Source organism: Azohydromonas lata, assembly GCF_034427735.1.
GTDB classification, from domain to species: Bacteria; Pseudomonadota; Gammaproteobacteria; order Burkholderiales; family Burkholderiaceae_C; genus Azohydromonas; species Azohydromonas lata.
Window position 1 is genome coordinate 1 of sequence record NZ_JAXOJX010000036.1, and the last position, 13237, is coordinate 13237.

Sequence of the window (13237 nt, forward strand, 5' to 3'; positions counted from 1 at the left end):
AGCCTGGACGCGCTGCGCCGGCAGGGCCGGCGGCGGCTCGGTGGCGGGCGCGGCGTTGGCGGCGTGCAGGTCCGCCGCGGCTTGGGCCGTGCCGTCCTGCGCCGCGGGCTGCCAGAGCTTGATGCCCATCCAGGCCAGCATCTGCTGCTGGCGTTCGCTGTAGGCCATGGCGTTCAGCCCTCCAGCGGCGCGATGGGCAGGTTCATGAGCAGCGCGTCCTCGCGCTGCCCGCCCGCCGCGGGGTAGTAGGCGCGGCGGCGCCCAACCTGGGCAAAGCCGTAGCGCTCGTAGAGCTCGCGCGCGCCGGTGTTGCTCTCGCGCACTTCCAGCCAGAGGCTTTCGGCCTCCACCAGGCGGCAGTGGTGCACCAGCGCGTCGAGCATGAAGCGGGCGTAGCCGTGGCGCCGTGCCGCGGGCGCCACGGTGATGTTGAGCAGGTGCATCTCGTCCACGCCGTCCATGGCCACGAAGTAGCCCACGGGCGCGCCGCCCGGCGCCTCGCGCAGCAGTTGCGCGAAGTAGCCCGCGTGCAGCGAATCCACGAAGTTGCCGCGGCTCCACGGGAAGTCGTAGCTGGCCTGCTCCAGCACCATCACGGCGTCCAGGTGCGCCACGCGCAGGGGCTCCAGCACGGGGTGCGGCTGCAGCGCGGCGCTCATGCAGCCGCTCCGGCGGCGGCCGTGGCGGCGCGCGCAGCTTCGCGCTCGGCCGTGGTCTGCGCCACCTTGTCGCGCAGGTACAGGGGCAGCGCCTGTGCGGCGTCCAGCGCCTGGCCGGCCACCCAGGCCTGCTGGGCCAGCCGCATGAGGGCGCCGCCGCGGTCGCGCGCCTGCGGCACGTGGCGCGGCGCGGTAGACGAGGCGTCGTCTACGGGCAGCAGGTGCAGCCCGGAGCCGGCCAGCACCTCGGCCTCGCAGCGCCAAGCCCCGGGGGCGTACAGGCCCGGCTCCTGCAGCGTCAGCCAGCCCTGGGGCGTGAACCGGTAGTGCGCGGCGTAGAGCTCGTTCATGCGCGCGTCCATGGCCACGCCGACGCTGAAACCCTCGCCGCCGCCGCATTGGGCGCGCGCGTCCTCGGCCACGACGAGCAGGCTGTCCAGCGCCAGCACGGGCTTGCCCGCGCCATAGGCCAGGCCCTGCGCCACGGAGCAGGCGGTGCGCAGCCCGGTGAAGGCGCCGGGGCCGCGGGCGAAGGCGATGGCGTCCAGGCCGGCCAGCGTCAGCCCGGCGCGCCGCAGCAGCTCCAGCGCCGCGGGCAGCACGCGGCGCGAGGACTCGGCGCCGCCGGCCTCGTCCAGCGTCAGCACGCCCTGCGCGCCGGCCACGGCCAGCACCAGGCGCTCGGTGGAGCAGTCCACCGCCAGCAGGGCTGTGCTCATGCGCAACGCCTCCAGCAGGCCCGCGACGGGAAAGAAAAGAGCAGGGCTTCCATCGGCCCGGATTATCCGGCAGGCCCATCCCGCGGCCAGGGGGCCGGCTAGGATGCCCCGCCATGCCGACCCGTCGCCTCTGCCTCTCCGCCCTGCTCGCCCTGCCCATGGCCTTGCGGGCCCAGACCACCTCCCTGCCCTTACCCTCCGGCACCTCGGACGCCGCCGCCCTGCCCCTGCCTGTGGCCCAGGCGCTGCAGCAAGTGAATTTGCCGCCGCAGGCGCTGGCCGTGCTGGTGCAGGAGGTGAACAACGGTGCGCAGCGCCTGGCCTTCAACACGGCGCAGCCCATGAACCCCGCCTCGGTCATGAAGCTGGCCACCACGGCCGCGGCGCTGGACCTGCTGGGCCCGGCCTGGAGCTGGCGCACCCCGGTGTGGCTGTTGGGCGAGGTGGAGCGCGGCCGGCTGCGCGGCTCGGTGCTCATCCAGGGCCGCGGCGATCCCAAGCTCACCCAGGAGCGGCTGTACCTGCTGATGCGGCGGCTGCGCGCCATGGGCGTGGACCAGATCGAGGGCGACTTCATCCTGGACCGCGCGGCTTTCGAGCCTGCCGCCGGCAGCGCGGGCGACTTCGACGGCGAGCCGCTGCGCCCCTACAACGTGCTGCCCGACGCACTGCTGCTCAACCTGCGCGCCTTGATGCTGAGCTTCATGCCGGACGCCGCGCACGGCGTGGCCCGCGTTGGGCTGGAGCCGCCGCTGGAGGGCGTGCGCGTGGACGCGGTGGTGCCGCTGTCCAACGCCGCCTGCGGCGACTGGCGCGGCGTGCTCAAGGCCGACTTCGCCGACCCCGCCCGGCTGCGCCTGGCCGGCCGCTACCCGCTGGCCTGCGGCGAGCGCCAGTGGCCGCTGGCCTATGCCGACCCGCGCGCCTTCGACGCGCGGCTGCTGCAGGCCCTCTGGACGGAAGCCGGCGGCAAGCTGCGCGGCGGCGTGCGCGAGGGCCGCGCCCCGGCCGACGCGCCGCCCAGCTTCGAGCTCACCTCGCCGCCGCTGGCCGAGGTGGTGCGCGACATCAACAAGTTCAGCAACAACGTGATGGCGCAGCAGCTCTTCCTGACGCTGGCGCTGGAGCGCCAGGGCTCAGGCAGCGTGGAAGGCGCGCGCGCGGTGATGGGGAACTGGTTGTTGCAGCGCCTGGGCCCCGAGGCGGCCGCCGGCGCGGTGGTGGACAACGGTTCAGGCCTATCGCGCCAGACGCGGCTGAGCGCGGCGCTGCTGGGCCGGCTGCTGCAGACGGCCTGGTCCGCGCCCTGGATGCCGGAGCTGATGTCCTCGCTGCCCATTCAGGGCCTGGACGGCACGGTCAAACGCTGGAACGGCGAGCCCGGACGCGCCCACCTCAAGACGGGCTCGCTGCGCGACGTGGCGGCCGTGGCCGGCTACGTGCTGGGCAACAGCGGCCGCCGCCACGTGCTGGTGGCCCTGGTCAACCACCCGCAGGCCTCGGCCGCCCGCCCGGTGCTGGACGCGCTGCTGCAGTGGACGGCGCAGGATTGAAGCGCCGCCAGGCGGCGTGGCCGCGGCGTGCGCCGCGCCTTTTGAGGCCGCGGCGCTGGCCGGATCACTGGCCAGGCGCCAGCGTGTTGCGCACGCGGTTGTAGGCGGCGGTGCCCATCACGTAATGCGTGTAGGGCGAAGGGTGCAGGTCGTCGGCCCAGATCCAGTTGTTGATCTTGCTGGCGTCCGTGAGCGTGGAGGTGGTGCACAAGGGCGTGTTGGTGCCGGCGACGCAATTGCGGCCGTTGGTGTAGCCGTCGCCCGGGTTGCCGTTGCGGTCCAGCCCGTAGGGACGGCCGAAAATCAGGCCCACCTTGTGGCCGTCGGGCGGCATGTTGGTCACCAGCGCCTCGTTGAAAGCGGCCGTCCACACCTGGACGTTGGCCGTCGCGCCCCGGGAGACCATGTAGGGCGACTGGCCGATATCGGGCACGGTCGCAACGATGATGCCTATGCCCGCCTCGGTGAAGCGCGTGACCTCGGCAGCCAGCAGCTTGCCCAGCCGCGTGGCTTCGGCCGTTGCGGCGGTAACCTCGTCGGCCGTGACGGTGCCGTCGGCGGCAGCGGCGTCGTACAAGGCCTTGATGTCGTACATGCCCACCTGCACCGTCACCAGCGTGCTGCTGGTGGGCACGGGCGCCGTGGTGCGCAGCGCGGCCAGTTTCGTCACCACATCCCCGGTGCGGGCGCCCACCGTGGCGCGGGTTTCGGCCGCGAAGGTGGTGTAGCTGCCGGCGCACTGCTTGAAGGCCATGCCCATGTCGGCGGCCAGCTGCTGCACCCACATCGGGTTGACGGTGCAGTCCAGCGCGCCCGTGGTGCCGTTGAAGCCGTTGATCGTGTACTTCACGCCGTTGCCGGCGGCGCTGCTGGTGGCCGCGCCGGTGACGGTGTTGGTGCCGGTGGCGACGGTGGCGTCGTCGATGAGGCTCAGCTCGTCGCCATAGGCCAGCAGCCGCTGCGGCACGTAAGGCTCCACGCGGTCGCCGCCGCCGCAGGCGCTCAGCACCGCCGCGGCACACAGGGCCAGAGACACACGCCCAGGGCGGCGTGCAAACAGTCGATTCAGGCTCATCGGTTCTCCAGGGCGGCCCTGCCGGCCGCCGGCATTGGCATTGAGGTTCAGGCGGCCGCGGCGGCGCGCTGCAGCCGGTCGCGCACGCCGTCCCATTCCGGCGTGGCGGGTGGGCGTTCCACCCAGATGTGCGTGGCGCCCTGCGCATCCAGCTCGCGCAGCACGGCAAACAGCTCGAAGGCCGCGGCACGCGCGTCGTCCGGCATGCGGCGGTGGGTGACGCCGGGAGGCGGCTCGACGGAGCGGGAATATAGCGCCAGCGCCATCCCCGGCTCGCGTGGCCCGGCCAGGGCCTGGCGCAGCGCATCGGCGTCCAGCAGCCGCAGCGGTGCGCGCGGGGCGTAATGCGCCTCCAGCGTGCCGGAGGCGCGCGGGGCCTGGGCATCGCGGCCGCGCAGGGGCTGGCCGCAGGCGGCCTCAATTTGCGCCGGCGTGAGCACGCCCGGGCGCAGCAGCACGGGCTCGCCGCGCGTGAGGTCCACGATGGTGGATTCGATGCCCACGGCACAGGCCCCGCCGTCCAGCACCAGCAGCTCCTCGCCGAACTCGCCCAACACGTGCGCGGCGGTGGTGGGGCTGATGCGGCCGAAGCGGTTGGCACTGGGCGCGGCCACGCCGGGCACGCCCAAGCGGGCGGCCGCCTGCAGCAGCGCATGCGCCACGGGGTGCGCCGGGCAGCGCAGGCCAATGCTGTCCTGCCCGCCCGCGGCCGCCGTGGCCACGCCCTCGCGCCGCGGCAGGATGAGCGTCAGCGGCCCAGGCCAGAAGGCGTCCATCAGCCGGCGCGCCAGCGGCTGCTGCGCCGCGGGCGTGAAGGCCGGCGCCTCGGCAGCGTCGCTGACGTGGACGATGAGCGGGTGGTCGCTGGGCCGGCCCTTGGCGGCAAAGATCTTGGCCACGGCCGCATCGTCGTCGGCGCGCGCGCCCAGGCCGTAGACGGTCTCGGTCGGCAAGGCGACCAGCTCGCCCGCGGCCAGGTGGGCCGCGGCCTGCGCCAGGGCGTGGGGGTCGGCGCCGTCGATCAGCGGCATGGTCAGAAGGGCGCCAGGCCCAGCAGCGACGCGGCCTGCAGCGCCGCGTCGCGCGCCGTGGCGGCGTCGGCGGCCGTGACGGTCAGGTGGCCCATCTTGCGCCCGGGGCGCGGCGCCGCCTTGCCATAGAGGTGCAGTTGCACGCCGGGCAGCGCCAGCACCTGCGGCCAGGGCGGCGAGCGCTCGGCGCCCTGCGCGTCGAACCACAGGTCGCCCAACAGGTTGAGCATCACGGCGCTGGAGTGCAGCCGCGGCTGCACCAGCGGCAGCCCGGCCAGGGTGCGCACCTGCAGGTCGAACTGCGAGACGTCGCAGGCGTCGATGCTGTAGTGGCCGGAGTTGTGCGGGCGCGGCGCCATCTCGTTGGCCACCAGCGAGCCGTCCTGCAGCACGAAGAACTCCACGCACAGCACGCCCACGTAGCGCAGCGACTGCGCCACGGACTGCGCGCACTGCACGGCCTGCTGCTGCAGCGCCTCAGGCACGTCAGGCGCGGGCACCTGCGTGACGGCCAGGATGCCGTCGCGGTGCAGGTTCTGCTGCACGGGGAAGTTCACCATCGCGCCGTCGGCCGCGCGGGCCACGATGACGCTGATCTCGCGCTGCAGCGGCAGCATCTTTTCCAGCACGCAGGGCACGCCGCCCAGCTCGGCCCAACCCGCAGCGAGCTGCTCGCGGTCGGCCACGCGGATCTGGCCCTTGCCGTCGTAGCCCATGCGCGCGGTTTTCAGGATGCCGGGCAGCAGCTCATCGGCCACGGCCGCAAGCTGCTCGGCCGTCTCCAGCAGCGCCCAGGGCGCGCAGGGCACGCCGCAGCCGCGGAAGTGGCGCTTCTCGGCATCGCGGTCCTGGCACACGGCCACGGCGTCGGCGGCCGGGGCCACGGGGCGCTGCCCGCCCAGGGTCAGCAGCGCGGCGGCGGGCACGTTCTCGAACTCGGTGGTGATGGCGCTGGCGCGCTGCATGAGCTGCGCCAGGCCCTGCTCGTCGAGGTAGCCGGCGCGGATGTGGTGGTGCGCCACGGCGCCGGCGGGGCTGGCGACGTCCGGGTCCAGCACCACGGTGACGAAGCCCATCTCCTGGGCCGACTGCACGAACATGCGGCCGAGCTGGCCGCCGCCCATCACACCCAGCGTGGCGGGGCGGCCGTCCTCGCCCAGGGCATTGGGCAACAGTGCGGAGTGGATCATTTGAGGTCCTGCGTCATGGCGCGGGCGACCTCGGTCTGGCGCGCGCGGTAGGCCTGCAGCTTCTCGCGCAGCGCCGGGTCTTCGTTGGCCAGCATGGCCACGGCGAACAGCGCGGCATTGCCCGCGCCGGCCGTGCCGATGGCGAACGTCGCCACGGGGATGCCCTTGGGCATCTGGACGATGGAGTGCAGCGAGTCCACGCCGCTCAGGTGCCGGCTGGCCACCGGCACGCCCAGCACGGGCACCGTGGTCTTGGCCGCCAGCATGCCGGGCAGGTGCGCCGCACCGCCCGCGCCCGCGATGATGGCCTTGAGGCCACGCTCCGCGGCGCTTTCGGCGTAGGCGAACATGTCGTCAGGCATGCGGTGGGCAGAGACCACCTTGGCTTCGAACTCGATGCCGAACTCGGCGAGAATCTGCGTGGCGTGCTGCATGGTTTCCCAGTCGCTGCTGGACCCCATCACCACGCCCACCGTCACTGGGGCCGTATTCACTGCGTGCTCCACGGGAAATCAGGGAAACCTTGCATTGTAGGCGGGCACGTTTTCCCAAGGCCGCCCAACGCCTCTGTCCATCGCCTCTCCAACGACATGACCGACATCACCATCCAGAACTTCGAACAGGAACTCATCGCCGAGTCCATGCGCCAGCCCGTGCTGCTGGACATTTGGGCCCCGTGGTGCGGACCCTGCCGCACGCTGGGTCCGCTGCTGGAGAAGCTGGAGGTGGCCTACGCCGGGCGGTTCAAGCTGGCCAAGCTCGACAGCGACGACCAGCCCGAGATCGCCGGCCAGCTCAGCCAGGCCTTTGGCGTGCGCTCCATCCCGTTTTGCGTGCTCTTCGTCCAGGGCCAGCCCGTGGACGGCTTCGTGGGCGCGCAGCCCGAGGCGCAGATCCGCGAATTCCTGGACCGCCACGTGCCCAGCGCCCAGGAAGCGCAGGCCGAGGAGGAGCACGAGGAAGCCCAGGCCCTGGCCGCCCAGGGCGACCCCGGCGCGGCGCTGGAGCGGCTGCTGGCCACCATCGCCAACGACCCGGACAACGACACCGTGCGCTGCGACGTGGTGAAGCTGCTGCTGCAGCGCGGCCAGGTGGCGCTGGCGCGCCAGGCCTGGGAGCCCATGGCGGCCAAGGCCCAGTTCGACGCCCGCATCGCCGCGCTGGGCCACTGGCTGGACGCTTCCGAAAAAGCCGCCACCGCGCGCGGCGCCGACGCGCTGGCCGCGGCCATCGCCGCCAACAAGCGCGACTTCGAGGCCCGCTTCGAGCTGGCGCAGACGCACTTGGCCGCCGGCCGCTTCACCCAGGCCATGGACGAGCTGCTGGAAATCCTCATGCGCGACAAGGCCTGGAACGGCGAGCTCGCGCGCAAGGCCTACGTCGCCATCCTGGAGCTCATGGCCAAGCCCGCCCCCAAGCCCGCCGCCGAGGCCAAGAAGGGCACGCTGGAAGTCACCGGCAAGGCCGACACGGTGCCGGCCGACCCGGTGGTGGACCAGTACCGCCGCAAGCTCAGCATGGCGCTATTCTGAGCGCCCTGCCCCGGCCCGCCTGAAGCGGGCCCGCCAATGACGACGGCCCGCGGATCGCGGGCCGTTGTCGTTCATGCGCCCGTCAAGACGGCGCCGCGCGGCGCGCCGGGCTTCAGAAGCTGAAGCCTATGCGCAGCCCGCCCCAGTGGCGGCCGCCCACGACGATGGGCGCCGACGCCTCCTTGAGCAGCACATGCTGGCCGCCGCCCATGTCGCGGCGGTAGGTCTGCAGCAGGAAGGGCCGCTGGTTGCGTGCCGAAGCCAGGCCCGTGCGGTCGTTGAAGATGCGGCGGTAGCGGCTGTTGGCCGTGTCCCAGGCCACGTTGCCGCGCTGGGGCTGCGAGTACTTCTTGTTGTGCATCGCGCAGTAGCCGTTGCGGTCCACGGCGATGCAGTAGCTCACCCGCGGCGACATGCCCAGCATGCGCTCCTGCACCTGCGGGAACAGGCGGTCGGCCAGCTCCACGAAGCGCGTGAGGTGCTGCGCCGGGTTGGTGTGGGGGATGGCGCGGTACTGATCGTCGAACAGGTCGGCCTGGCGGATGGCACCGCTGCGCACGGCGTTCTCCAGCAGGGTGGAGATCTGCTGCGCGGCCTGCTGCGCGGCCTGGATGAAGGGCGTGTCGTCGGTCTCTATGCCGAAGCCCGCGACCTGCTCGATCATGGCCTCGGACACCTTGAGGAAGCGTTCGCTGCAAGCGAGCGCGCCGTTGAGTTTGGCGCTAGCCTGCTGCACCTCGCTGCCGAGCTCCTGGGCGTTCTCGTTGAGCCGGGCGCAGATGTTGCGACTCTGGTCCGCGGCCTGGCTGATGCGCTCCACGTCCTGCTCCACGCTGCTGAAGGCCGTGTGCACGGCGCTGCGCGAGCGCACATCGGCTGTCTCGTCGAAGCGCAGGTCGCGGCTGAAGTTCTCGATGCGCTCGTCGAGCTGGCCCACGGTGCTCATGATGGCCTTGGAGGTGGTCTCGACCTTGCCGGCCAGATCCTTCACCGCGTCAGCCACCACGCCGAAGCCCCGCCCCGCGTCGCCCGCGCGCTTGGCCTCGACCGAGGCGTTGAAGGCCACCAGCCGTGTCTGCAGTGCGATCTGCGTGATCTGCCCGGCCGCATCCGCCACTTGGTGCAGCGTCTGCATGATGCCCTGCACCTCGCGGCTGACGGACTGCAGCGCCTCGCGCGCATGGGCCACGGCCTGCAGCGTCTCCAGCGTCACGTTGGCAATGGAGCCCTGCGCGGTGTGCACCTCTTCGAGCTGCCTGGCGACCTGCTGCATGGCCAGGCCCTGGGCGTGGACGATCTTTTGCGCGTCTTCCATGACACCGCGCACTTCCGCGGCGTCACGGCCGACGTTGGACGCCTGCGCAGACATCGCCCGCACGACGGCCACGGCATCGGAAGTTGCCGTGGGCGTGGCCGCTTCCACGTCGGCATCGACCCGTTCGGTGGCGCCGCTGCCGTCTGAACGGCGAAAAAGTCTGAGCATGGGTACCTCTCCTCCACGGCGCCTCTGCAGAGCGCGCGTTACTGCTTCAAATCCTGCACGTCACATCGTGCCTACGGCACACCCGTTTCATCCGGGTTTACACGCAGGCCCAGTGACGTAATGCACGGCCATGGCCGCGCGCAGTGGCGTGAAGCTCAGGCCGTGAGCCGCTGCAGGGCCTCGCGGTACTTGGCGGCGGTGTTCTCCACCACCTCGGCCGGCAGCGCGGGCGCGGGAGCCTGCTTGCCCCAGGGCTTGCCGTCCACCTGCGCGGCTTCCAGCCAGTCGCGGACGAACTGCTTGTCGTAGCTGGGCGGGTTGTCGCCGCGGGCCACGGCATCGGCGTAGCTCTCCACGGGCCAGTAGCGCGAGGAGTCGGGGGTGAGCACCTCGTCCATGAGCGTGAGCTGCCCGGCCTCGTCCAGGCCGAACTCGAACTTGGTGTCGGCAATGATGATGCCCTTGGTCAGCGCGTAGTCCGCGGCCTCGCGGTACAGGCGGATGGACACCTCGCGCACCTGCTCGGCCAGCTCCTTGCCGACGATCTCCACCATGCGCTCGAAGCTGATGTTCTCGTCGTGCTCGCCCATCTCGGCCTTGGTGGCGGGCGTGAAGATGGGCTCAGGCAGCTTGGCCGCGTTGTGCAGGCCCGCGGGCAACTGCACGCCGCAGACGCGGCCGTCCTGCTGGTATTCCTTCCAGCCGCTGCCGGCCAGGTAGCCGCGCACCACGGCTTCCACCGGCAGGGGCTTCAGGCGCTTGACGAGCATGGAGCGGCCGCGCACTTGGGCGCGCTCGGCCTCGGTCACGACGGACTCCGGGTCTTCGCCCGTGAGGTGGTTGGGAACGACGTGGCCCAGGCGCTGGAACCAGAACATCGCCATCTGCGTCAGCAGCTCGCCCTTGCCCGGAATGGGCTCGCCCATCACCACGTCGAAGGCCGAAAGCCGGTCGCTGGCCACCATCAGCAGGCGGTCGGCGCCCACGGCGTAGTTGTCGCGCACCTTGCCGCGCGCCAGCAGCGGCAGGGAGGTGATGGAGCTCTCGAGCAGTGCAGAGGTCATGGCGGTCCGGATCGGCGGTGCTTCAAAAATGAGGCGGCGATTGTAGAAGCAGCAAAAAGGCCCGCCGAGGCGGGCCTTTGGAGCTTGGGCGCGGACTCGTCAGCCCGCGCAAGCAGTGCGTGACTTATTACTGCACCACCTGGGCCAGCGCGCCGCTGGTGTAAGCCTGGGCGATCTGCTCCAGCGACAGCGGCTTGATCTTGCCGGCCTGGCCTTCGCAGCCGAATTCGATGTAGCGCTGCTTGCAGACCTGCTTGGCGGCCTCGCGGGCGGGCTTCATCCACTCGCGCATGTCGAACTTGTCAGGGTTCTCGGCCAGGAACTTGCGCACCGCGCCCGTCATGGCCAGGCGGATGTCGGTGTCGATGTTGATCTTGCGCACGCCGAACTTGATGGCTTCCTGGATCTCCTCGACGGGCACGCCGTAGGTCTCCTTCATCTTGCCGCCGTACTGGTTGATGATGGCCAGCAGATCCTGCGGCACGGAGGAGGAGCCGTGCATCACCAGGTGGGTGTTGGGGATGCGGGCGTGGATTTCCTTCACGCGCGAGATGGCCAGGATGTCGCCCGTGGGCTTGCGGGTGAACTTGTAGGCGCCGTGGCTGGTGCCGATGGCAATGGCCAGCGCATCCAGCTGCGTCTGCTTGACGAAGTCGGCGGCCTGCTCGGGGTCGGTCAGCAGCGCGGCGTGGTCCAGCTTGCCGACGGCGCCGATGCCGTCCTCTTCACCGGCTTCGCCGGTTTCCAGCGAGCCCAGGCAGCCCAACTCGCCCTCGACGGTCACGCCCACCTTGTGGGCCATCTCGACCACCTTGCGGGTGACGTCCACGTTGTACTCGTAGCTGGAAGGCGTCTTGCCGTCCTCCATCAGCGAGCCGTCCATCATCACCGAGCCAAAGCCCAGGTCGATGGCGCCGCCGCAGATGGCGGGGCTTTGGCCGTGGTCCTGGTGCATCACCAGCGGAATCTCGGGGTAGGCCTCAACGGCGGCCTGGATGAGGTGCTTGATGAAGCTGCCGCCTGCGTACTTGCGGGCACCGGCGCTGGCCTGGAGGATCACCGGCGCGCCGGTTTCCTTGGCGGCTTCCATCACGGCTTGCACCTGCTCCAGGTTGTTGACGTTGAAGGCCGGAATGCCGTAGCCGTTTTCGGCGGCATGGTCCAGCAGCTGGCGCATCGAGACGAGAGGCATGGTGAAAGTCCCCGGGGAGGTGTTAAAAAAATCTGCAAAACGGCCCTTGCCGGCCGCGAATTTTGAATTTTACCGACGCACCCCCAGCGGTCCGCTTACGGGTCGCCCGCCCAAAGCGGGCGGATCGATGCACGTCAAGCGCGGTGCATGGGCACGCCGTTTGACACGGCGCCCGGCGTGGCCAGGCGCGCATCCGGCCAAGCGCTTCAGCGCACTTCCATGACCTTGAGCATATTGGTGCCGCCGGGGTGGCCCATGGGCTCGCCGCAGGTGATGGCGTAGGTGTCGCCCGGCATGAGCACGCCGCGTGCCACCAGCAGTGCCTCGGCCTGCCTGAGCGCCTCGTCGCGGTCGTTCAGGCGCGGCATAAGCATGGGCTGCACGTTGCGGTAGAGCGCCATGCGGCGCTGCGTCAGCGGTTGCGAGGTCAGGCCGTAGATGGGCGTGTGGATGCGGTGGCGGCTCATCCACAGCGCGGTGGAGCCGCTCTCCGTGAGCGCCAGGATGGCCTTGCAGCCCAGGTGGTGTGCGGTGAAGAGCGCGCCCATGGCGATGCTCTGGTCGATGCGGGCGTAGCGGCGGTTGGAGAAGTCGCCGTCCAGCTTCGAGTCCTCGGCGCGCTCGGCCTCAACGCAGATGGCGGCCATGTAGGCCACGGTTTCCACCGGGTAGCGGCCCGCGGCGGTCTCGGCGCTGAGCATCACGGCGTCGGTGCCGTCGAGCACGGCATTGGCCACGTCGCTCACTTCGGCGCGGGTGGGCACCGGGTTGACGATCATGCTCTCCATCATCTGCGTGGCGGTGATGGTGAGCCTGTCCATGGCGCGCGCCATCTTGATCATCTTCTTCTGCAGCGCCGGCACGGCGGCGTTGCCCACCTCCACCGCCAGGTCGCCGCGCGCAACCATGATGCCGTCGCTGGCACGCAGGATGGCCTCGAGCTGCGGAATGGCTTCGCTGCGCTCGATCTTGGCGATCATGCCCGGCTTGTGGCGCCAGGGCTCGCCGGCCACGTTGGCGAGCTGGCGCGCCATTTCCATGTCCGTGGCGTTCTTGGGAAAGCTCACCGCCAGGTACTCGCACTGGAAGCTCATCGCCGTGCGGATGTCTTCCATGTCCTTGGCCGTGAGCGCGGGCGCGGTCAGCCCGCCGCCCTGCTTGTTGATGCCCTTGTTATTGGAGAGCTCGCCGCCGATCTTGACCAGCGTGTGCACGGCCTCGCCCTGCACGCGGTCCACGGTGAGGACGATCAGGCCGTCGTTGAGCAGCAGCACGTCGCCGGGCTTCACGTCACGCGGCAGCTCCTTGTAGTCCAGGCCCACGCGCTCGACGTTGCCGGGCTCCTTGAACGCCGCGTCCAGGACGAAGGGCTGGCCGGCTTCCAGCATCACGCGGCCGTTCTCGAACTTGCCCACGCGGATCTTGGGCCCCTGCAGGTCGGCCATGATGGCCACCGACTTGCCCGCGCGCTCAGCCGCGGTCCGCACCATGGCCGCGCGGTCGATGTGGTCCTGCGCGGTGCCGTGCGAGAAGTTCAGCCGCACCACGTCCACGCCGGCACGAATCAGGTTCTCCAGCGTTTCCGGCGATGAGGAAGCGGGGCCCAGGGTGGCGACGATCTTGGTCTGGCGCGACATGCAGTCTCCGAGAGAGGGGTTTGACGGGGGAAAGCGGGAAGGGTCTAAAAAAAGAAAAAGCGGCGGCGCATTATCGGCGCCGCCGCTTGTCCTTCTTCCTCA

At 70.9% G+C, this 13237-nt stretch carries 12 protein-coding genes; 2 read left to right on the plus strand and 10 right to left on the minus strand.

Annotated features, from left to right (window positions below; translation table 11 throughout):
- Positions 1-173: 173 nt before the first annotated feature.
- Positions 174-659 carry a ribosomal protein S18-alanine N-acetyltransferase gene (rimI, locus tag SM757_RS20055; protein ID WP_066330859.1) on the minus strand — a complete coding sequence of 162 codons (486 nt, stop codon included), beginning with the start codon at positions 657-659 and terminating at the stop codon, positions 174-176.
- Positions 656-1378 (minus strand): tRNA (adenosine(37)-N6)-threonylcarbamoyltransferase complex dimerization subunit type 1 TsaB, encoded by a 723-nt coding sequence (gene tsaB, locus SM757_RS20060; protein WP_322466837.1) that lies wholly within the window; start codon positions 1376-1378, stop codon positions 656-658. The genes rimI and tsaB overlap by 4 nt, the downstream gene beginning before the upstream one ends.
- A 113-nt stretch (positions 1379-1491) precedes the next feature.
- On the opposite strand from tsaB, the gene dacB reads away from it, so the two are divergent.
- The gene (gene dacB, locus SM757_RS20065; RefSeq protein ID WP_066330856.1) at positions 1492-2931 is read left to right on the plus strand and encodes a D-alanyl-D-alanine carboxypeptidase/D-alanyl-D-alanine endopeptidase; all 1440 of its coding nucleotides are present in this window, start codon (positions 1492-1494) and stop codon (positions 2929-2931) included.
- Between the two features lie 64 nt (positions 2932-2995).
- On the opposite strand, the gene SM757_RS20070 is transcribed toward dacB, so the two are convergent.
- Genes SM757_RS20070 through purE form a run of 4 tightly spaced genes read right to left on the minus strand, consistent with a single transcriptional unit; the run spans position 2996 to position 6688 of the window.
- Positions 2996-4006, minus strand: a complete 1011-nt coding sequence (locus tag SM757_RS20070; protein WP_322466838.1) for a hypothetical protein — start codon at positions 4004-4006, stop codon at positions 2996-2998.
- A 47-nt stretch (positions 4007-4053) separates the two neighbouring features.
- Entirely contained in the window at positions 4054-5037 is a 984-nt protein-coding gene (locus SM757_RS20075; RefSeq protein WP_322466839.1) for an L-threonylcarbamoyladenylate synthase, read from the minus strand.
- A gap of 2 nt (positions 5038-5039) precedes the next feature.
- Entirely contained in the window at positions 5040-6227 is a 1188-nt protein-coding gene (locus SM757_RS20080; protein ID WP_322466840.1) for a 5-(carboxyamino)imidazole ribonucleotide synthase, read from the minus strand.
- Positions 6224-6688 (minus strand): 5-(carboxyamino)imidazole ribonucleotide mutase, encoded by a 465-nt coding sequence (gene purE / locus SM757_RS20085; protein ID WP_066331203.1) that lies wholly within the window; start codon positions 6686-6688, stop codon positions 6224-6226. Before purE ends, SM757_RS20080 begins: the two co-directional genes overlap by 4 nt.
- 129 nt (positions 6689-6817) lie before the next feature.
- Between purE and SM757_RS20090 the strand changes: the two genes are divergently transcribed.
- On the plus strand, positions 6818-7759 hold the full coding sequence (locus tag SM757_RS20090) for a tetratricopeptide repeat protein (protein WP_322466841.1): 942 nt from the start codon (positions 6818-6820) through the stop codon (positions 7757-7759).
- Between the two features lie 112 nt (positions 7760-7871).
- Here SM757_RS20090 and SM757_RS20095 read toward each other — a convergent pair whose 3' ends face one another.
- From SM757_RS20095 to pyk, 4 genes are all read right to left on the minus strand, one after another.
- Entirely contained in the window at positions 7872-9242 is a 1371-nt protein-coding gene (locus SM757_RS20095; protein ID WP_322466842.1) for a methyl-accepting chemotaxis protein, read from the minus strand.
- Between the two features lie 155 nt (positions 9243-9397).
- A complete protein-coding gene (locus tag SM757_RS20100) occupies positions 9398-10306 on the minus strand; it encodes a phosphoribosylaminoimidazolesuccinocarboxamide synthase (RefSeq protein WP_066330838.1) in 909 nt (302 codons plus the stop codon).
- Between the two features lie 127 nt (positions 10307-10433).
- The gene (gene fba / locus SM757_RS20105) at positions 10434-11498 is read right to left on the minus strand and encodes a class II fructose-bisphosphate aldolase (RefSeq protein ID WP_066330835.1); all 1065 of its coding nucleotides are present in this window, start codon (positions 11496-11498) and stop codon (positions 10434-10436) included.
- A gap of 206 nt (positions 11499-11704) precedes the next feature.
- Positions 11705-13135 carry a pyruvate kinase gene (gene pyk, locus SM757_RS20110; protein WP_066330832.1) on the minus strand — a complete coding sequence of 477 codons (1431 nt, stop codon included), beginning with the start codon at positions 13133-13135 and terminating at the stop codon, positions 11705-11707.
- Positions 13136-13237: the final 102 nt, after the last annotated feature.

Coding starts and splice junctions, on each gene's coding strand:
- rimI (WP_066330859.1), bottom strand. CDS start 659: ATGAGCGCCGCGCTGCAGCCGCACCCCGTGCTGGAGCCCCTGCGCGTG.
- tsaB (WP_322466837.1), bottom strand. CDS start 1,378: ATGAGCACAGCCCTGCTGGCGGTGGACTGCTCCACCGAGCGCCTGGTG.
- dacB (WP_066330856.1), top strand. CDS start 1,492: ATGCCGACCCGTCGCCTCTGCCTCTCCGCCCTGCTCGCCCTGCCCATG.
- SM757_RS20070 (WP_322466838.1), bottom strand. CDS start 4,006: ATGAGCCTGAATCGACTGTTTGCACGCCGCCCTGGGCGTGTGTCTCTG.
- SM757_RS20075 (WP_322466839.1), bottom strand. CDS start 5,037: ATGCCGCTGATCGACGGCGCCGACCCCCACGCCCTGGCGCAGGCCGCG.
- SM757_RS20080 (WP_322466840.1), bottom strand. CDS start 6,227: ATGATCCACTCCGCACTGTTGCCCAATGCCCTGGGCGAGGACGGCCGC.
- purE (WP_066331203.1), bottom strand. CDS start 6,688: ATGGGGTCCAGCAGCGACTGGGAAACCATGCAGCACGCCACGCAGATT.
- SM757_RS20090 (WP_322466841.1), top strand. CDS start 6,818: ATGACCGACATCACCATCCAGAACTTCGAACAGGAACTCATCGCCGAG.
- SM757_RS20095 (WP_322466842.1), bottom strand. CDS start 9,242: ATGCTCAGACTTTTTCGCCGTTCAGACGGCAGCGGCGCCACCGAACGG.
- SM757_RS20100 (WP_066330838.1), bottom strand. CDS start 10,306: ATGACCTCTGCACTGCTCGAGAGCTCCATCACCTCCCTGCCGCTGCTG.
- fba (WP_066330835.1), bottom strand. CDS start 11,498: ATGCCTCTCGTCTCGATGCGCCAGCTGCTGGACCATGCCGCCGAAAAC.
- pyk (WP_066330832.1), bottom strand. CDS start 13,135: ATGTCGCGCCAGACCAAGATCGTCGCCACCCTGGGCCCCGCTTCCTCA.